18 protein-coding genes are annotated in these 18,415 nt (G+C 63.2%); 3 read left to right on the top strand and 15 right to left on the bottom strand.

Annotated features, from left to right (window positions below):
* Window positions 1-2: 2 nt before the first annotated feature.
* From KXD98_RS27105 to KXD98_RS27115, 3 genes are all read right to left on the bottom strand, one after another.
* Complete coding sequence (locus KXD98_RS27105; protein ID WP_260760787.1) at window positions 3-1,013, bottom strand: GGDEF domain-containing protein; 1,011 nt, start codon at window positions 1,011-1,013, stop codon at window positions 3-5.
* Between the two features lie 501 nt (window positions 1,014-1,514).
* Window positions 1,515-1,769 carry a hypothetical protein gene (locus KXD98_RS27110; RefSeq protein ID WP_260765522.1) on the bottom strand — a complete coding sequence of 85 codons (255 nt, stop codon included), beginning with the start codon at window positions 1,767-1,769 and terminating at the stop codon, window positions 1,515-1,517.
* Window positions 1,766-1,972 (bottom strand): hypothetical protein, encoded by a 207-nt coding sequence (locus tag KXD98_RS27115; RefSeq protein WP_260758477.1) that lies wholly within the window; start codon window positions 1,970-1,972, stop codon window positions 1,766-1,768. Before KXD98_RS27115 ends, KXD98_RS27110 begins: the two co-directional genes overlap by 4 nt.
* Before the next feature lie 447 nt (window positions 1,973-2,419).
* Here KXD98_RS27115 and KXD98_RS27120 point away from each other — a divergent pair, with 447 nt between their 5' ends.
* Together KXD98_RS27120 and KXD98_RS27125 are read left to right on the top strand one after the other, a co-directional pair.
* Complete coding sequence (locus tag KXD98_RS27120; RefSeq protein ID WP_260765523.1) at window positions 2,420-3,436, top strand: hypothetical protein; 1,017 nt, start codon at window positions 2,420-2,422, stop codon at window positions 3,434-3,436.
* A gap of 74 nt (window positions 3,437-3,510) precedes the next feature.
* Window positions 3,511-6,357 (top strand): DNA methyltransferase, encoded by a 2,847-nt coding sequence (locus tag KXD98_RS27125; protein WP_396883396.1) that lies wholly within the window; start codon window positions 3,511-3,513, stop codon window positions 6,355-6,357.
* 34 nt (window positions 6,358-6,391) lie between these two features.
* Here the strand turns inward: KXD98_RS27125 and KXD98_RS27130 are convergent, their stop codons facing one another.
* The 12 genes from KXD98_RS27130 to KXD98_RS27185 all read right to left on the bottom strand — a co-directional run bounded on the left by KXD98_RS27130 (window position 6,392) and on the right by KXD98_RS27185 (window position 17,851).
* Window positions 6,392-6,652, bottom strand: coding sequence for a hypothetical protein (locus KXD98_RS27130; RefSeq protein WP_260765524.1), 261 nt, complete (start codon window positions 6,650-6,652; stop codon window positions 6,392-6,394).
* A 29-nt stretch (window positions 6,653-6,681) separates the two neighbouring features.
* The gene (locus tag KXD98_RS27135) at window positions 6,682-8,784 is read right to left on the bottom strand and encodes a DEAD/DEAH box helicase (RefSeq protein WP_260765525.1); all 2,103 of its coding nucleotides are present in this window, start codon (window positions 8,782-8,784) and stop codon (window positions 6,682-6,684) included.
* Between the two features lie 31 nt (window positions 8,785-8,815).
* The gene (locus tag KXD98_RS27140; RefSeq protein ID WP_260765526.1) at window positions 8,816-9,217 is read right to left on the bottom strand and encodes a transposase; all 402 of its coding nucleotides are present in this window, start codon (window positions 9,215-9,217) and stop codon (window positions 8,816-8,818) included.
* Complete coding sequence (locus KXD98_RS27145) at window positions 9,214-11,442, bottom strand: tyrosine-type recombinase/integrase (RefSeq protein ID WP_260765527.1); 2,229 nt, start codon at window positions 11,440-11,442, stop codon at window positions 9,214-9,216. The genes KXD98_RS27140 and KXD98_RS27145 overlap by 4 nt, the downstream gene beginning before the upstream one ends.
* Window positions 11,426-12,631 carry a site-specific integrase gene (locus tag KXD98_RS27150; protein WP_260765528.1) on the bottom strand — a complete coding sequence of 402 codons (1,206 nt, stop codon included), beginning with the start codon at window positions 12,629-12,631 and terminating at the stop codon, window positions 11,426-11,428. The genes KXD98_RS27145 and KXD98_RS27150 overlap by 17 nt, the downstream gene beginning before the upstream one ends.
* A gap of 22 nt (window positions 12,632-12,653) precedes the next feature.
* Entirely contained in the window at window positions 12,654-13,658 is a 1,005-nt protein-coding gene (locus tag KXD98_RS27155) for an ImmA/IrrE family metallo-endopeptidase (protein WP_260765529.1), read from the bottom strand.
* Window positions 13,659-13,974: 316 nt separating this feature from the next.
* Window positions 13,975-14,730, bottom strand: a complete 756-nt coding sequence (locus KXD98_RS27160) for a hypothetical protein (protein ID WP_260765530.1) — start codon at window positions 14,728-14,730, stop codon at window positions 13,975-13,977.
* Window positions 14,731-15,210: 480 nt separating this feature from the next.
* The gene (locus tag KXD98_RS27165) at window positions 15,211-15,636 is read right to left on the bottom strand and encodes a hypothetical protein (protein WP_260758480.1); all 426 of its coding nucleotides are present in this window, start codon (window positions 15,634-15,636) and stop codon (window positions 15,211-15,213) included.
* Between the two features lie 31 nt (window positions 15,637-15,667).
* Window positions 15,668-16,009, bottom strand: a complete 342-nt coding sequence (locus KXD98_RS27170) for a helix-turn-helix domain-containing protein (RefSeq protein WP_260758481.1) — start codon at window positions 16,007-16,009, stop codon at window positions 15,668-15,670.
* 107 nt (window positions 16,010-16,116) lie between these two features.
* The gene (locus KXD98_RS27175) at window positions 16,117-16,701 is read right to left on the bottom strand and encodes a hypothetical protein (protein WP_260758483.1); all 585 of its coding nucleotides are present in this window, start codon (window positions 16,699-16,701) and stop codon (window positions 16,117-16,119) included.
* 114 nt (window positions 16,702-16,815) lie between these two features.
* Window positions 16,816-17,445: a thermonuclease family protein gene (locus KXD98_RS27180; RefSeq protein ID WP_260765531.1), complete on the bottom strand. Its 630-nt coding sequence runs from the start codon at window positions 17,443-17,445 to the stop codon at window positions 16,816-16,818.
* 52 nt (window positions 17,446-17,497) lie between these two features.
* Window positions 17,498-17,851 carry a hypothetical protein gene (locus KXD98_RS27185; protein WP_260758486.1) on the bottom strand — a complete coding sequence of 118 codons (354 nt, stop codon included), beginning with the start codon at window positions 17,849-17,851 and terminating at the stop codon, window positions 17,498-17,500.
* 363 nt (window positions 17,852-18,214) lie between these two features.
* On the opposite strand from KXD98_RS27185, the gene KXD98_RS27190 reads away from it, so the two are divergent.
* Window positions 18,215-18,406 (top strand): hypothetical protein, encoded by a 192-nt coding sequence (locus tag KXD98_RS27190; protein ID WP_260765532.1) that lies wholly within the window; start codon window positions 18,215-18,217, stop codon window positions 18,404-18,406.
* The last annotated feature ends 9 nt before the right edge of the window (window positions 18,407-18,415 follow it).

Here is an 18,415-nt window from a genome sequence, read left to right on the forward strand (position 1 = left end):
ATTCACTCAACCTGATGGGTTGCGTTGCCCCCGTTGCGTTTCGCGTGGAACATCGCGTGGTCAGCGCGCGCAATAAGCGTGTCGAGCACCAGCTGCGGGCGCTCGTTGGCAACGATGAACTGGGTGTGCTCGGCGCTAGTGACCCCCACGCTGGCAGTGACGTCCGGCGAGCCTCCCGCCGCGATCGCACGCCTGATCGCCTCAGCGTTCTGTGCGCCACAGCCAGGAACGGCGATATCGACGACGGCGAACTCCTCGCCGCCCACGCGAGCGATCAAGGCCCGCCCTCCGGCGGCCGCCGTGATCAACCGGGCGCATCGCACCAACACACGGTCACCGACAGTGTGGCCGTAGGTGTCGTTGACCTCCTTGAACCGGTCAAGGTCGACAACAATCACCACCACCGCGTCCCCGCTCGCCGCTGCACCGGAGGCAAGCAGATCACCGAAGTGCAAGTGAAGGCCGCGACGATTCAACAAACCAGTCAACGGATCGATTGCGGACTCGTTGGCGTCATTGCGTAGCGTGCGGATACCGAACTGTATCCCCAGCGGTGTCGCAATCACCGGGACCACGGCCCCGAGGATCCTGCCGGCGACAGCTCCGCCGAGGGCGTGGTCCGCGCTTGCCAGCGCGATAAACGCCACCGTTGTCGCGAGGATGAAGATGGTGTGCAGCGTCAGCGCTTTAGGCCCGTCGAAGAACATCAGATAGACCGATATCAACGCAAAGCAGTTCAGGGCGAAAAGGCCCATGAGCCAACTCGATCCGGTCAGAGCCACAGCAGCGATACCGACATCTGAGGTGACGATGAACGCTCGTGACTGCCGACGCGTCGGCCACGGGCGAACACACCACATCACCGCCCAGAAGGAGTTCACGACTGCGAAAACGATGACGACAACTTTCGGTGTCGTCAACGCGGGCTCGGCCGCAGGCAACAACGCGGCCACGGTGATGATCGAAATCAGGCCGATGCCGGCGCCGATCATCACCCGAATAGCGCCGGCCATAGACCGCTTGGCGAAATACTGCACGTACGCGGAGTAGTCGACCGGTTCTCGCCACCATTCACCAACAAGCCGACCAAACACCCGAAAGCTCCGAAGATCCCCACGCACCCCAATCCCCCGTTCAGCCTTGCCGCAGCGGCACCAGTATCTCCCGGGGCTGAGCGCGGGCTACATCGAGACGCTTCCCAGCTATCGGCAACTCCTGCGCCTCGCTGAGGCTATACGACTGCCATCTGCGTTTCCAGCACAGGAGTCGCCGCCCACGGCAAATTATTATCTCGCCGTCAACGTGGCGTGATTGGCCGACCCATGGGCAATTCCGGCGGTGATACCGCCATGCGAGGTCGGCATGAGACCCAACGACTGGACTGATGAGTGCGGGGTCAAGGGCATGACAAACCCACCCACGTCCTACACATGTGCAGCCCGATCCGACTCGTCCTTCCACTGCGTACACATGTAGCGCTCGTCCTGAACAGTTGGGCAGCTCAGTTCTTGGTCTTAGTTACAGATAACACCGCCGGCCCACGCGTACACGTCCTGGAAGATGCGGTAATGCACGCGGCGGTAGTAATCGAGGTCGACGGTCTCGGGAAGCGCGGAGGGGTCATCGAGGATGATGCCGCGCATGCGGGGCGCGACGGCATGCGCTTCTGCAACCGCTAGGTCGGGGTAGTTCTTGATGCCGAATTTGTTCTTGAGTACACCTGGCGCATCAGGCCAGAAGTAGCTATCCCACGTGTCGTAGGACGTCACCTGTCACTGAATCCCGGCTGTGTGAAGCGGGCGACCACCTCAGCGGCAGCTTGATCTTCGTTGAGTTCACCACGGTCCATACGGGCCAGGAGGTCGCGAACAGAGTCGCTGTCGGGGAACCCGGCGAGGCCGGCGGCGGCGATGGCCAGAGATGATGCCTCCTCTGGGGTGTAGGTCACCGGTCGGCGCTGGAGCTGGCTCATGAGAGGCATTGTAGTTTCTTTCGTTTCGATGGGTTGCGTCAACAGAAAACGTGGGAGTGCAGGTTCTACGAGGCAGTCCAGCCTGGGATGGGCGGGTATCGAGGCGATCCTGAGCCCGGCCTACCTTCCCGAAGTGAGCCAAGCAGCTGCATGGGTCGCCGCCCCCATGCCCGCTGGCGTGAGCGTGTAAGCGATAGGTACGTCGCAGTGGTCCTCGTTGAGGCAGTAGGCGATCGGGGAGTCGTCAGAAGCGCTGGAGTTCATGCGGGGCATCACCTCTCGTGTCGGAGATTGGGCTCACGGCCGTAAGTAACGGTGGTCTATAGCCTATCAGCAATGGTAGGCTATAGACCACCCTAGCGGAGAGCTGATCTACGAATGATTGTCTGTGCCACACCAGAATTGGAACTAACCGGCCTGCACGCTTCGCGCCCACCGTCGGTGGTCGTGTCCTACGGCCTCGGCCTGGATTCAACGTGCCTGCTGTTGCGGTGGCTGCGGGAACCCTCGACCCGTGACTTCGCCGTGGAGGACATGGTGGTGGTCACGGCGATGGTGGGAGACGAGTTCAGCTCTACTGCGGTCGCGGTGGAGTCCCTGATGCTGCCGCTGTTTCGAGAGTTTGGCGTCCGCTACGTCCAGTGCGCCCGGGACCAGCGGGTGACAACGGCGGGCGGTGAAGGTGTTGTCGTGCTGGATGACTCGACGGATCCGCAGAAACTGTATGCAGAGGGCGCATACCGGCTGTCCGATGAGATGCTTTCTGCTGGCACGCTGCCACAGCTCGGGGGAGCTCGGAAGTGCAGTATGCATGCCAAAGGGTGGGCCTTGGACCCGGTGATTGCGAAACTCACAGCGGGGCAACCGTATCGGCATGTCATTGGGTTCGAGTCCGGTGAGCAGGGTCGAGCCGAGAAGGACCGTAGGTACAACACCACACAGCGCACCGGTTGGTATCCGTTGATAGAGGCAGGATTTGACCGACAAGCCTGCCATGACTACGTATCCGCCAATCTCGGTGTGGCGTGGGAGAAGTCGTGCTGTTCGTACTGTGTTTTTGCCCTGACGAGTGCCCGTGGGCGGGCCGCAATGGTTGGGCGGTACCGTCAGGAGCCGGCGGCCGGGGCGCGGGCGATGCTCATCGAAGCGACAGCGCGGCGGCTCAACGAACGTCAGACGTTGATAGCGGGTAGCAGTGTGGCGCAGATGGTCCAGGAGGCGGGCTTGACCGCTGTTGAAGACGAATTTCGGCGGGTCTTCACCGAGTCGGGTTTCGCGGTGTACGACGTCCGTCGTGTCACACCGGCGGGCGTGGGCGGTCGGCGGGGCGTGACGGCGCGGTCTGTGCGCAGGTTATCTGGGGTCAGATTCAGTTGTGTGCTGTTGATCCCGCAAAGGCAAGCCGATCCGATTTGGCCTGATCGGAAACAGGTTTGGCAGAGGGTGTTCCCGATTAGTGGTTGATTGAGGTGTGGTTGACGCGACCACCCGTCGCCCATTCCAGTTTCCCGAGACCGCGTGATCCGCTGCCATCTACTGTGAGCCGGGTGACCAGCGCACAGCACACCGTCTTCGATCGATCCGACACTGAGCGCAAGCTCAGAGACTTCTCCCGTCACTGGCGCGGGCAGATCGATGAGTGGAGGAAGACTAGTGCGGGCCACACGGAGAAGTCGTTCGCCGCACAGTTCTGGTCCGACTTCCTGAAGTGCTTCGGCGTCATCCCCGAGCGAATCAGCCTGTTCGAGCGTGACGCCCGCCGCGCCACCACCGGGAACCTCGGCTTCATCGATCTGTTCTGGTCCAGCGTCGTGATTGGGGAGGCGAAGAGTCTCGGCGGGGATCTGGACGCCGCGTTCGAGCAGGTCCATGACTATCTCGCGGGCGGCTCCATCGGGCAGCACGAATGGCCGCGGTTCGTTCTGGTCTCCGACTTCGAGAACTTCCGGCTCACGCGGCTTGGCGACGAGACCCAGACCTGGCGTTTCACGATCGACGACGTCGTCGACCATCTTGACCTGTTGAAGTTCCTGGCCGGACAGGAGGAGGTCACCAAGCGGGAGGAGGTGGTCGCATCCATTCAGGCGTCGAAGCTCATGGCCGGCATGTACACCGCGATGCTCGGGGCCGACGCCGACTCCGGCGTGGGCGAAGAGGCCGCCCGCAACCCGGAGGACGAGGACGCGGCGGTCCAGCGCACCTCCATGTGGATGACCCGGCTGCTGTTCCTCCTGTTCGGTGACGATGCCGGACTGTGGGAGGCAGACCTGTTCTACCGGTGGGTCTTGGAGGAGACACGACCGGACAACCTCGGGTCGCAGATGGCGGCGCTGTTCCACGTACTCAACACCGCCGACGATCGCCGCCGGGGCGCGCTGGACGGACTGATTGCGCGGTTCCCTCACGTCAACGGCTCACTGTTCGCAGACACGCTCGCACCGGAGTTCTTCGACGCGGCGTTCCGCGACGCCCTGATAGCCGCCTGCCGATTCCGATGGAACCGCATTTCACCGGCCGTCTTCGGAGCGATGTTTCAGCTCGTCAAGTCCAAGGAGGCCCGCCGGGCCGGCGGGGAGCATTACACCACCGAGGAGAACATCCTCAAGGTGGTCGAGCCCCTGTTCCTCGACCAGCTTCGAGACGAAGCCCAGCGCCTAATCAGGAACAAGTCCACCTCCGAGTCTGACCTGCGCAAGTTTCAGGCGCGCCTGGCGCAGATGGCTTTTCTTGATCCAGCATGTGGATGCGGCAACTTTTTGGTGGTCGCCTACCGCGAGCTGCGAGCCATCGAGACGGCGGTCATTGTCGCGCTGCGTAAGAAGCAGAAGCAGTCCACTGCATCGTTCGACATCTCGCTGGACCAGAAGCTGACGATCGACCAGTTCCACGGGTTCGAAATCAACTGGTGGCCCGCAAAGATCGCCGAGACGGCGATGTTCCTTGTCGATCACCAAGCCAACCGCGCGCTGGCCGATGCGGTCGGAGATGCACCGAAGCGGCTACCGATCAAGATCACCGCGCACATCCACCATGGGAACGCGCTACGGATGGACTGGAGCGAGGAGATCCCCGCCGCGGAGCTCGTCTACGTGTTCGGCAACCCCCCATTCGCCGGACAGAAGGAGAAGAGTCCCGATCAGGTAGAGGATATGAGGCTTACCTGGGGCGACCGCTACGACGGGTACCTCGATTACGTCACCGGGTGGCACGCGAAGTCCATCGACTTCCTGCAGGACAAGCGCGGCGAGTTCGCGTACGTCGCGACCAACAGCATCGCGCAGGGGCAGCCGGTCGCCGCGTTCTACGGACTTGTTGTTGACACCGGCTGGCGGATCAAGTTCGCGCACCGCACGTTCGAGTGGACGTCCGAGGCTTCGGGTCGGGCGGCTGTGCACTGCGTCGTGATCGGGTTCACTCGGGACCGCGGGGTCCGGCAGAGGATGTGGGACTACACGAAGGTGAATGATCCGGCGCACGAGGTGCCCATCGAGGTCGGGATCAATCCATACCTTGTTGACGGCCCCAACGTGCTGGTGACGAAACGGATGCAGGTGTTGTCGCCTGCCCTGCCCCCGGTTCTCTCGGGGTCGAAGGCGGTGGACTGGGGGCGGTACACGATCGAGGAGCGCGACGAGTACGAATCACTGTCCGCTGATCCGGTCGTGGCGAAGTACCTGCGGCTGTACATCGGCGGTGAGGAGCTGATCAACGACATCGGCCGGTGGTGCCTCTGGATGGTCGACCTGGAACCCCAGGATCTGACAAAGAGTCCCGAGCTGAAGCGACGTGTAGAGGAGGTGCGCGCGCTGCGGGCCGCATCCCGACGCCCGGCCACACTGCGCGCCGCGGCGTGGCCACACCTGTTCGGTGAGAACCGCCAGCCCAAGGGTGGATACCTCGGGATACCCCAGTCGTTCACGAGGGACAGGCGATACGCGACGGTCTCTCGGCTGGATGAAGACACTATTGCGTCGATCAAGTTGTTCACCGCGGCGGACCCGGACGGCTACCTCTTTGCGATGTTCTCCTCGTCGATGTTCTTGACGTGGCAGTTCGCGGTCGGGGGACGAATCAAGTCCGACCCCTCCTTCGCCAACACCATCGTGTGGAACAACTTTCCACTGCCTGAGATGTCCGATGCGACCCGGAAGCGGATCATCACAGCGGGCCAGAAGATCCTCGCTGCGCGCGACCTGCACCCGAATCGTTCGCTCGCAGACCAATACAAGCCGCTCTCGATGGATCCGGCGCTGACGAAAGCGCATGACGCCCTGGACCGCGAGGTGGACATCGCATTCGGCGCCCCGCGAAAGCTCACAACCGCCGCGCAGCGCCTCGATGTCCTGTTCGCTCGCTACTTGGAGATGACCCGATCTGCCGGATGAGACACGGCCTCAGGAGACGCGGCGATTCGGATGTTCAAGTTTCTGACGCCGGTTGCTCAAGGACGCCAAATTGTTTTCGGAGATGGTCCAGGTCGGCTTGGATGCGGTCGAGGATCTCGGTTGCAGCGGCTGGGCAGTACCTGATCTCCTTGTCGTCTTCGACGATGACGAGGTGAGTGTCGCCGGCGAGGATGTAGTGGGCGTTCTTGCCGCTCTTGTGTGCGGCACACTTGCGTTGGTGGTTGGTTCGGGGGGTTTCGACACGGACGTGTCGCAGTACCGCTTTGGTCGGCAAGTTAACTCCTGTCTGGGAAGGCGCTGTGCTCAGTTGTGTTGGGCGAGATCGGTTCTCAGTGAGTCCCGGACGGAATCGGCGATTTCGTCGAGGCGGTCAAAGATCGCCGTCAGTTGCTCGCGTGACCATTCACCGCGAGTGCCGTTGGGCATGCCGACTTGCTCGTTGATCGCAGAAGCAAGCCGACGGATTGCGATGACGGAGTTGTACTGTCGTCTGCCTGGCGTTGCTGCCATCAGTTGGTAACCGCGGGGCGGCAGGTCGAGGTCGGCCAGGATGCGATTGGCTACTGACTTGGTCCGCTCGTTGACACGGGTCTTGGCTGATTGGCGAGCGCGTTGCGGAGAGACCGGGATTGCTTGTGGGACTGGAGCTTCTGCGGCGGCCTGCTGTGTAAGTAGGCGTTCGCGAAGCTGGTCTCGGCTGACGAGGTCCCCCAACTTCAGTCCAGACGCGATGTCTTTGTCGAGCATCTCGTCCAGTACGCGATCATCGGTGGGGTCAAGGTAGGTCTGTTCGACGAAGTGGGTGAGGATCTCGCTGTCGACGAGCATTCCGCCGTCGAATCGGCGGGCACGTGGCCCACCTCCATCTCCGTCTGTTTGTCCGTCTACCCATGCGCGAACGAGTGCTTGGTCATCGAGATCTAGTTCTCGGAATTCAGACCAGCGAGCGTCATTGTTCAGCCCGACATGCGAGACGATGTGGCCCTGGTTATCAGGGTGTTCAGGGGCGCCCTCCTGGACCACGCGCATGACTCGCCCGACGAACTGGATGTAGGGGGCGAGACTGCGAAAGGGTCTGAAGATTGCCGCGACGCTGAGGCGCGGATGGTCGAAGCCCTCACCGAGCATCTGGACCTGCACGATGCAGTCGAGGTGGCCTTGCCGCAGCCGCTCGATGACGGCGTCCTGGTCGTCGGGGTCCATGTCCGAGTGGATCGCGGCGGCTCGGTAGTTGCACTCGTTGTAAAGGCTGGCGACCTGCCGGGCGTGATCGACGGAGCATGCGGCGGCGATGATTTGGTGCTGGATCCCCGATTGCGCCCTCATGCGGTCACATTGCTGGATGCTGGCCTCGACGATGTGTCGGTTGCATTCAGGGCTCAGAGCGACGCCGCGGCGAAACCACGCCTCTTCGCGCAACTCAAGGACCTCTTCAAGGGTGTGGCGACGGTTGTCGTCGGCGTAGGTGAAGTAGATCTCGGCAGGTGCGACGTTGCGGGAGTGGATCTGCTTGATGTAGCCGTTGACCATCGCCCGAGTGAACGGATAGCGGTAAACGACCTCGCCGTGAAGTTGCTGTTGATCGGAGCGAAACGGTGTCGCGGTCAGGCTGACGACCTTCGCGTTGGGAAACCGCCGGAACACCTTCTGCCAGCTCTCTGCGGCGGCGTGGTGGCCTTCGTCGACGAGGATCATGTCGAAGAAATCTTCAGGGAACTGGGGAAGCCAGCGGTCGGCCTGGCTGGCCAGCTGCTGGATGTTGCAGACAACGAAGTCGCTTTCGATCGCGTCGTGGAGGTTGGCGTTCGGCCCATCTAGCACGGCCATCCAGGGTCCGGCGGTGAAGTCGGACAGCACCCGGCACTTGGCCCAGAAGCACTGCGGGCTGGTGATGTCGACAGCGTCGGCGACGCCTTTTCGGATGGTGAGGTTCGGCGTGATGACCAGGACCCGCCCCCGGGCGATACCAAAGGGCAGCGTGGCCATGATGCCCGTCTTGCCGCAGCCGACAGGGATTTGAACGATCGCTGGACTGCTGTCGCCGGCGAAATGCTCCCGCACCTGTCGGTGAGCGTCCCGCTGCGGTTCCCGAAGCGCGACGTTGACTTCGATGTCAGCGTTCGCGGTGGCGAACACACTGCTGTCGCCGCCGCGAGCGGCGGCTTCCTCAGCGCGTCGGTACTGCAGCCGAAAGGGTTCCAGGTCGGCTTGGCGGTAGTAGCGGTAATTGCTGCCGGGCCGCCGTACCGCACTGAGTGTGCCGTCGCGATCCCAACGCCGAAGGGTCTGCGCAGAAACGCCCAGGTAGGCGGCCGCGTCAGCGACCTTTAGAAAATCTTCATCAGGCATACATAACACTATACAACATTGATCAACACATCCAACCTGATTCGATGATGGGCGCAACGTTCGGACGTCCGGGCCTTCGTTGTCGTCGTCAGGTGGTGTAGGAGTCGAGTTGTCCGTAGAGCAGAGCGATCGTCGATTCCTGTTCGGCGAGCTTGGTTCTCAGCGTGCGGATTTCGGTATCTTTGGCCGCCAGTTGGGCGCGCAGTGCGGCCAAGATGCTGGTCTCGCGTGTCGTGGAGGCGTTGTCGGGGGTTGAGGGGTGGTGGCGGTAGGCGTCGATGACGGCAACGAGGTCGTCGTGTTTGTAGACGGTCTTGCGTTGCACGCCGGCGCGGGCGGCGACGGTCGAGATATTGATGGGGGCGTTGATTTTGCGTAGGTGTTTGATGGCCTGTTCGATGTCGCGGCGCTTGTCCTCGGAAACGGTCTCGCGGTATTTGGCCAGGGCCTGGCGGGCATTGTCCGACGGTGGCGGGGGGCGTTGTCTCATCCGGGGGTGCCGGGGTCGGCTTTGCGCAGGACCGATTCGTGGCTGCCGCGCGTCTTGATCTGCAACAGGGGTAGTCGGTTGGTGGTTCCGGCCCCGGCGACACTGGTGCCGTGTTCGGCGGCGCCGGTCTCGGCGCGGAGGCGTTCGATGATGGCGTCCAGGGAAGCGATCTCTCGGCGTCGTTCGTGGATCCACACGTTGTCGTCGGTCAGTTCGCGGCCGCTCCGTCGTCGATACTGTTCGCGGCGCACATCGATCAGGGTCAGGGTTTTGGCGCGTTGATCGACGAGTTCGTTGAGATGGGTGGTGTCGGTGGCGAAATGCCCACATGACAGACATGCGTTGCCCTTGTCGCAGGTCTTCAGCGGCGGCAGCAGGCACACACCGTTGGGTAGGATCCGGTCGGTGCGCGCTGCGAGTTGGGTCATGTCGTAGATATCGGAGGGGCTGATCGCGATGTCGGTGCCGTGTGCGCCGATCTTTTTGTGCCGCAGGAACTCTGATTCCGCTGTGGCAGCCAGTGTCGCAGCGTAGCGCAGTGTCATTTCCGGGGAGGCGTGCCCGAGGTAGCGCTGCACGACGTGGATCGGCACGCCGTCGTTGAGTAGTTCGGTGGCGCGGGTGTGGCGCAGCCGGTGGGTTTGGCTGAACCGTAGTGGGTGCCCGGCCGAATCGGTCAGGCCGTGGATGTTGTCGAGTCTGTTCAGTGTCACGCCGTAGGACTGGTAGGTGCGGGGCCGCTGCCCCTGATGCTGGTGGCGCAGTCCGAGGAACAGGTACTTCGGGCTCAGATCGGGGTAGCGTCGGCGGATCCAGGCTTGCTGCTCACTGATCACGTTGACCACGGCCTGCTCGACCAGGATGGTGGGCAACACTCCGTCGACTTTGGTCTGCTGGTAGCGCAGTTTGGCGACGAACGCGTCGGGATCGTCGGAGTCGGTGGGGCGTTCCTGGCCCGGGATCGATGACAGTGGGTCGAAGTCGAGCATCAGGATCTCCGAGGCCCGCCGCCCGGTCAGCGCTTGCAGCAGCCACACCCGCGCGGCCTGCGGGTCGCCGAGGCCGGCGACGACTGAGATGGTGGCATCGGGATGGGTGATGGCCACCGGCATGCCGCGATCGGCGGCCAGTACGTCGAGGTAGCACAGCATCTGCTGCAGTTCCGAGGTGGAGAACCAGGTCAGTTCCCGGTACCGGTTGGCGCGGCGGGTCCGAAACGCCGCACCCCACAGCCGGGTGTAGGTGTCGGTGATCTGCGCCCACCGTGGATCGCCTGTCGCAGCGGCCGCCTCCTCAGCGTGATCGACCATGAATGCGTAGAACACCTGGGTTTGCGACTGAGTCGTGTCCACCGCGGACGCTGACAGCAGCCTCTCTGGTTTGACCGCTGCGGCTGGGGATTTCAGGTAATCGGAGAACTCGGTGAACAGCAGCCGCAGCGTGGCGCGGTTGTCGGTGAGCAGCGGGTCGGTGATGTTGCGGTCGGCCAGGAACGGACCAAAGTGCCTGGCCATGTCGCGGGCACGCTCGGCTACCGACGACCATCGCAGCAGTTCACCGGTCAGCGAGGTGCGCAGCCAGAACCGCACACCCTCGCGTAGCCATTGCGGTTGGATCGCCGAAAGTTTGACGACTTTGTCGTGGCTGGGTTCGTGTTCGCGTTGCGGGATTCGGGGGTCGGCCCGCAGGTCCCAGATGTCGTGGGCCCACCACGGTGTGTCGGTGCAGCGCACAGACACATGAAGATGCAGGTGCTCGATGAAGCTGGTGACTTGGCGTCTTGCCCCCGGTGAGGGCAGGCGAGTGTTGCGGCGCTCGAACCGCAGCACGGCGTGGCGCACGATGTCCTCGGCTGCCAGGTGGGCGATGCTCACCGGGGCGCAGCGATGATGCTGCTGGTATTCGGCGGCCGTGTCGGTGAGGGCGCGGCCTGTCCACTTCAGAAGCGACGGTTCGATTTTGCGGATGCCTTCCTGGCCGCACAGCCACACCCACCACGCCATCTCCTGGCAGAAACGTTGCGGCACGTCGGTCGGGGTGAAGTCATGTCCCTGTGGGCTGTTCAGGTAGCGCTGGTTGCGCAGAAAAACCATGTCGGCGGGCGCGGTGTCGATGCGGTAGCGCAAGGTGCGCCACTGTTCAGGCACCTGCTGCCATTGCCGAGTCCACGCCGTGGCCGTCGCTGAGTCCGCAGCCACGGTGCGACTGTCATGGGGTCGTGTCATGGCTCACCTTCCAGCCGGCGACGTAGTTCTTCCACTCAGCGACCGAACGCATCTCGGCGTCGGCGGTCACCCAGCCATAGATCGACAGGGTGGTCTGCACGTCGGCGTGGCCGAGGCGGCGCATCACCACGTGCTCACGCACGCCGGATAACAGCAAGGCGGAGGCATGGGTGTGACGCAACCAGTGCGGAGTCCAGTCCTGCGGCAACACATCAGCGCGGGAGGCGGTGATGGTGTCGACCTTGTCGTAGATGGTCTCCGGGCGCAGTGGTGCATACCGCTGGCCGCGGGCCAGGTTCACGAACACGAAGTGCGCCGCCAGGTCGGCGACCGCGACATCGGCACCCCACCCAACCAGCTGCCACACGTACTCACTGTAGAGAGCGACCAGGTCATCACCGATGTAAATGCGCCGCGCACCGGACTTGGCGCGGACACCGTGCGGATGGTCATCACGGCCGGCAACCAGAATCGACGGGGTGCCGCCGCCGCTGATATGGAAATCGTTGTGGCGCAGCGATAATGCCTCGCCCATCCGCATCCCGGTCTCGGCCAGCACAGCGAAGAATAAACGATCGCGCAAACCCGCCGCGCTGCCCGTCCACTCACCGGATGCTGACTGCACACTGCAGCCGTCCAGGATGGCGTTGACCTGAACCGGCAACAGCACCGGTGTCTCGGTGCGATTGGGTGCGCGACGGCGGTGCAGCGGCACGTCACACTCACGTTGAGGCCCGATGCCGGTCAGAGTGGGAGCGTAGCGGCGCCGGGAGGTCCGGGCATGGGAGGAAAACAAGCGACGATAAGGGCGGTCCAAATCGTGGGCGTCGGCGAAATAGCGGTACATCGACAACACCGCAGCGCCCCGCGGCTGCAGCGACGACTCGGCCATCCCTGGCTCGGGGTCGCCGATGCGGGCAGTGCCCGGGAGATCCCCGGTGCGCAGATACGACAGGAACTGCCCGAACAGGCTCGTAGGAAAGTCATCCCAGGCGGTGTTGGTGTGTTCGAGCACCGTCCACCACGCCGACAACCCGTAGGCGTAGGCCCGCACGGTATTCGGGGATGCGCCCCGGTCGGCGAGGAACCGCAGATACTCCCGAGCAGGACCAACAGGCAGCTGGTCGCCGCCGACCACCGTGTAGGTGTCTGGCCGGTCCGGGAAGCGCAACCGCTGCACCCGCGCCACCCTCAGCAGCCTCCCGTGGTGTTCACGGGGTCTTACCCCGGCGGAAGTCGTCGAGCCGGACCACCTGCGGCCTGAGCTCAGGCGCAGAACTGCCCGCGCCGCTGGAGCCGACGCTTGCGGCCACCGGGTGCCGATCAGTCCCAGGGGAAGGGCGTTGAGTCGCCAGAAACCAATCGAGCAGATCCGGTGGGAAGATTAGCGACTCGCGAGCGGCCAGCATCGGCACAGACGCGCCGCCGTAGCAGCGTTCCACCCACTTGCGCAGCAGCCGGGGCCGTTCGGGATCGCGTTCGTTCCACCCCGGCTCCGTCATGCCCCAGGTGTGACCCGTCTCAGGGTTGATCCGCGAATGTAGTTGTGTGGTCAGCATTTTCGCGCGACTGGCATCAATCAAGCCAGAGTCCCGCATGTGCATGATCAGCGAACCCAGCGACAATCCCCACTTGTCCTTGAGCGGTTTGAGGTTCAACAGCGACATCACCCGCGGCAGTTCCGGCGCGATCGCCGCGACCGGCGCCAACAACTCGGTGGCAAACCGGTTGGCTTCAAGCTCTTCGCTGGAGTTGACCGAACAGTACGCGCGACTGTGCAGTACCAAATGCCCCAACTCGTGGGCCACGGTGAATCGGGTCCGTTCCCACGACTCCGTTTCACGCAACACCAACAGCGGGCGGTCCCGGTGTCGTCCCACCCAACTCGAATAGCCCAGGTGCTTCTCGTCACGCGCCCGCCCTGCCGTAGCCGCGAACTCACTCTCCCATTCCCCGGGAGCCCGGCGCCGCACGATTACCGGGGCGCCGAGCCGCTCAGCTTCATACATCAAATCGTCCAGCGGCTCATCGGGTTCCAGGCCCATCGCCTCACGCAGCCGCCCCGCGGCCTGGACAACACTGGGCCGGCGCGGACCCTCATCGCTCACCGAGGGGATCTTCACCGGCGGCAGTTTCGACTGCTCATCCAGGTCGCCCAGAAAATCGCCGGCCAGCGAGGCGAACGTCGCCAAGAAGTCCTGCTCACCGACCGTCATCGACTTCGGCGCCCGGAAAAGCAATTCACCCGCCGATACCCGAGACTGCGGCTCTGAACTGAAAAACCTTGCAGGGAAACGGAAAATCTCCGCCAAACGAGCTACCTCATCGAAGGACAACACGATGGTCGGTGACTTCTCTATCTTCGTCTGCCGGGCGTTGCTCCAACCCGCAAGGCCCACCACAGACGTTGCCGTCATCCGTCGCAAAAGACGGGCCTGCCGGACCCGTGCACCAAAAACCTCAATCATCGTGCGCTCGATTCAACATCACCCGGTTGAGGACCCCTCATGCACCCAACACTGTGCATGAGGGCTACGACGATTCCGGTGGTGCTTCCTCCTGCGTGTCCTCGGTGACTCCGTCGATACCGGCGAAATCCTCGTCGCGGCGACGCCTTCCAGACGTTCCCTGCCCTGCGGCCATGGCGAGTACATCCCTCATGGAGACCGTCTTGGAGCGCTGCTCCATGATCGGCGCCGGCAGCGGCGTACTGGCGTAAAGAACCTGAACCTTGTCGGTGAGCACACCCGCAGCCAGCACCGCACCCCCCAGGCCCAGACTGCCCGGCCACCACAACACGTACTGCCGATAACCCGGCGGCTCCGGAATGCCATCCTCGCCGCCGATAGGATGACCCAACTCCTCCTCGAGGCTCAGCTGATCCCCGCCCGGCACATACGGCACCGGTTCGAGCAGACTGCCGTCCCAATTGCGGGGATGCTTGCGCACCCCAATCCGGGTTCCCTTTCCGTCGACCAAAACGATTCCGAACCCGTTGCCCTTGATGGCTTTTAACGTCGAATCCTCGGTCTGCCGCCGCCACCTGGAGAACAGCAACGTCTCCAGTAACGTGCACGACACCGTGATACCCCGAGGGTCCTCGCCCTGATCCACGAACCGGTCGGGAACCTCTGCTAACCGCGCACACAGATCGCCATGCGTTTCCCCTAAGACGAGGCCATGCTGTTCGACGAACGTCTCCACCAAAAGCTGGGGATTGTCGTGTAGTTCCATGGGGTGAATTTTTACCCCGGTATCCCACATCGATCGTTGCGCCACGCCGTCCAAACTCCGTATTTTTCTGGCCGTCCACACCTAATAGGATACATGTCTCTGTAGAAATATACGCAGCTAGACACGTATTTTCGATCAACATATTTGAATTATCCCCAGATAAGCGGTGCTCGCTATGGGGCCTGAGGATGCCATGGATGCATACCTTGCGAACAGCCCAGGGCAGCGGATCGTGGGATCTGGCGGTATCGTGCGTCATCACCTGCCCGCCGGGCCGGGTTGTGAGCACTTCCGGGTGGTCGCGCCCGCCGTGGTAGAGGACAAGCAGCGCAAAGGATTTGACCGTATGTGGGCGAACGTCAATAGCGACTCGCTATTCTGAGCAGATAGCAGTGTGCCTGCGCGGTCGAGTCCCCCGTCGGCCAGAGACGCGGGCGCACTGCTATCCCGCTGTCGAACTGACCCGAGATGATGGGCTCAGCGGCTTCGTGGCGGCGAGTGGGGGATTCAGATCCTACGAATTCTTGGTGGTGGTTAGTTGCTGCGCAGAATGTCGGTGACGCGGTGTTGCACAGCCGTCCACTCCTCGGGTGAGAGCGCGGCGATCTCCGGGGTCCACCCGGCCTGGGGGTCGATGTGATGGCGCAGCTCGGTGAAGCAGGCGATCGGCGGCAGCGCACCAGTAGCGCTCAGTGTGCGGATGCGGGCAACAACGTCGTGGGCGTGGCGGTCGATGTGAAGCCAGTAGGTTGCCGGTCGGTGGGTGACCGCCGCCAGGTCGTCGTGTCGCACGTGGTGCCAGCTCAGGTAGGTCAGGCCGTTGGTCAGTCGTACGCGTGCGACGGGCTGTTGATCGTCGGCGCTGATGGCGTGGAACGGTCGGACGGCCGCTACGTAGGGAGCCGCGGCGGGAGGTGACTGGGCGCTTCGGCCTGGTGGGGAAGAGTCGAACGGTTCCATGCGGTGATGCCCTCCCTGGAGTCGCCGGTGGTTAGGAGTCGTGCGCCGGCATGCCCATGGCCTGCTCGATGCCTCTGGTGAGCGCAGCGACGGTGGTCTGCAACGGGGGCGCGATCTTGGCCAGAAAGACCACGGTGGGTGTGCGTTCGCCGGCTTCCACGCCGCGCAGGAAGATACGGTCGACACTGGCCTGGTCACTGAGTGCGCGTTGAGACAAGCCAAGGGTCTCGCGTCGCTGCGCGATGTTGCGGCCGACGACTGGCATGATCCGTGCCAGCAGCGCACGGTCGGCCTGCGCTTGCAACTCGCGAGCGGCCAGGCCGGCGCGCTTGCGTTCCTCAGCGGTGGTGGCAACGGCCTTGGTTGCAGACATGGACGGCGGTCCTTTCACGTGCGGTTTCACCACCGCGACTTCTTGCCGATAGCGTACTCGCGGTGGTGGGTGAAAGGCTACCAGCGGGCGTGGGTGAGTCACAGTGCTCACCACCTGTGGCTGGCGGGTTGTACCGCGGGTACCGTGTCGTCACGGACCGGAAATGGGCTGGCTTGCAACGGCGCTCGGTCATACGCTGGTGCGTATCGACCGTCACGGTCGTAGCCCCAGACGTCGAATCCGCGCCCGTCAAATTGGTGGATTGCCGCCGCACCAGCGCACGTCATTTCGGCGCGGCAGGCCAGGCCGTTGCGATCGACCCATTCGAGGTCGGGGCTGGTCTCGGAGATCACCCGGTCAACGATGGCTGTCTCGTCGGGCTCCAGCGGTCTGGACCGGGCGTCGACCTCTCCGAGATACCAGTGGGTGCGGTCCTGCCATTGCCGGTCGTGCTGGCGGTCGCCGTGGGCCTCGATGGCTGCACGTTTCGTGGTGTAGCGGGTGGCGGTTCGTGGCGTCCCGTGCACGTCGACTATGGCCCAGCAGCGGTCGGACTTCTTGGCTACGGTCCACGTCGTGGGCGGGTTTTCCAGGTGGTCGCGTAGCGACTTTTCGAACGCGTTGAGCTGGCTGGTGCGGATGCGTGCATGGAGGGCATCCGTGTGTTCGGCCGGGGCAGGCTGAGTGTCCATGGAGTGCAGTCCTTTCCTCGGATGCTGTGGGGATCAACAGCTTTCGCTAAGTGGATGGGTATAGACTACCACCTTTCGGATGGTTGTAGCCGCCCGATACCGTGTCCGTGAGGGTTAGGCGGGGCAGGTCTCAGGTGACCACAAGCCGCGGGCCTCGTCGGCGGCGGCGAACTCGGCGGCCTGGAATTCCGCCTGGTAGCGGTGCGGTGTGTTGAAGGTGTACTCGTTGGCGTAGCCGCCGGCAATGAGGTCTAGGTTGACCAGTTGCCCGGCGGTCGTCCAGACATACGCCAGGCCGCGGCCGTAGCGGTCGATGCGGTCTTGGCTGGGATCGTATTCGAGGTAAACCGACTGGCCGGTGAGCATCGCCTTGGTGTACTCGGAGGCCTCACGCGAGAAGCATTGAACCGGCTTGCGCGGATCAACGAGTTCAGGTGTGTCGACGCCAATCAGGCGGATAGTCGTTGGCGTACCGTCGATTTCGACCACGATGGTATCACCGTCGATGACACGTACTACAGGAAAGGGACCGTCGATCACATCGGTGGCCGGCATCGGCGGATAGGTGGCGGAAGTGGCAGTGTTCGCCGTCCACGATGAAGGGCTGTGACATCCGGCGAGGGTTATCGCGGCCGCGCCCAGGAGTGCAGCGAGTACGCGGCCGGAGGCAGATAGGGCGGTCATGAGGGCATGGTGGCCGTTCCTTACGACGGAATCCAGCGGATAGGCCAGGCGGTCAATCATGTTCTCTCCTAGTACGTCTATCGGGCGGTGGTCTTGTTGAGACTGGAGACTTTCAGCGACACGTAATACACCGGCTGCGGTCCTCGGATGGCTGGCAGTCATCGCCCCACTCGTCCTCGCTGTGCAACCCCTCCATGCGGTCTGCGCATCCCCCACAGCACCCGGCCCAGCCCTGCCCGTCATCAAGGGATTCGCGACACCCTTCATCGAACGGGTCGCGGCACGCAGCATCGTCGTCACTGATGTCGAATCCGTCGATGATCGTTGCTATGGCATCAGGGATCGATGACTGGGGGATCGCCACGGAAAGGCGTTCGAGCTGCCCTGACGTGAGCCGGAAACCTGCCCAGTCGTCGGCTTGTTCAAGTGTAATCAATTGCAGGACCGCTATATCCGGTGTACTCATAAGAATTAGTGTAGTCGATTAATAGTGGCGTGGGAACACGTTTTCGACACCATCTCCAAGGGCAGAGTAGGAAACTCGGCGCGGCCCGATCCGTTTGCGCCGACGCCACTTCTGCTGACTGCTGCAGGAGGTATGCTCGGAAGCGTGGCCGTGGTGCTTCATAGTTTGCGGGGGTTTCCCCATACTGATATTGCCGCGCGGCTACCGCTGGAGCTGTCGGTTGCCGGACGGTTGCGCTCGAATCTGCCGGGTCGGTTCTGGTTGTGTCGAGTAGCGGCCGAGATGTGGTGCAGGCTGGACGAATCCACGGAGCGGGGCCATATTAGTGAAGCCCTCTTGTCCGAGGATGGGAGTTCGTTGTGCGTGAGCGCACTGGTGGTGACCCCAGCGGCCAGCAATCAGGTTCTACAGTCCGGGATTGAGAACCTTGGCGTGCACGCTGCGGTGGTCCTCGACCCGGCAGTGGGCGAGTCAGGGGTGTTCAACGCCGCGCAGGTCGGTTACCTCGGGTGCGGGCTGTTGGACGACGCGGCACGAGTGGCAGCTCGGGTCTGAGGCAGCGCT

Origin of the sequence: Mycobacterium sp. SMC-4 (genome assembly GCF_025263265.1) — a bacterium.
GTDB lineage: Bacteria > Actinomycetota > Actinomycetes > Mycobacteriales > Mycobacteriaceae > Mycobacterium.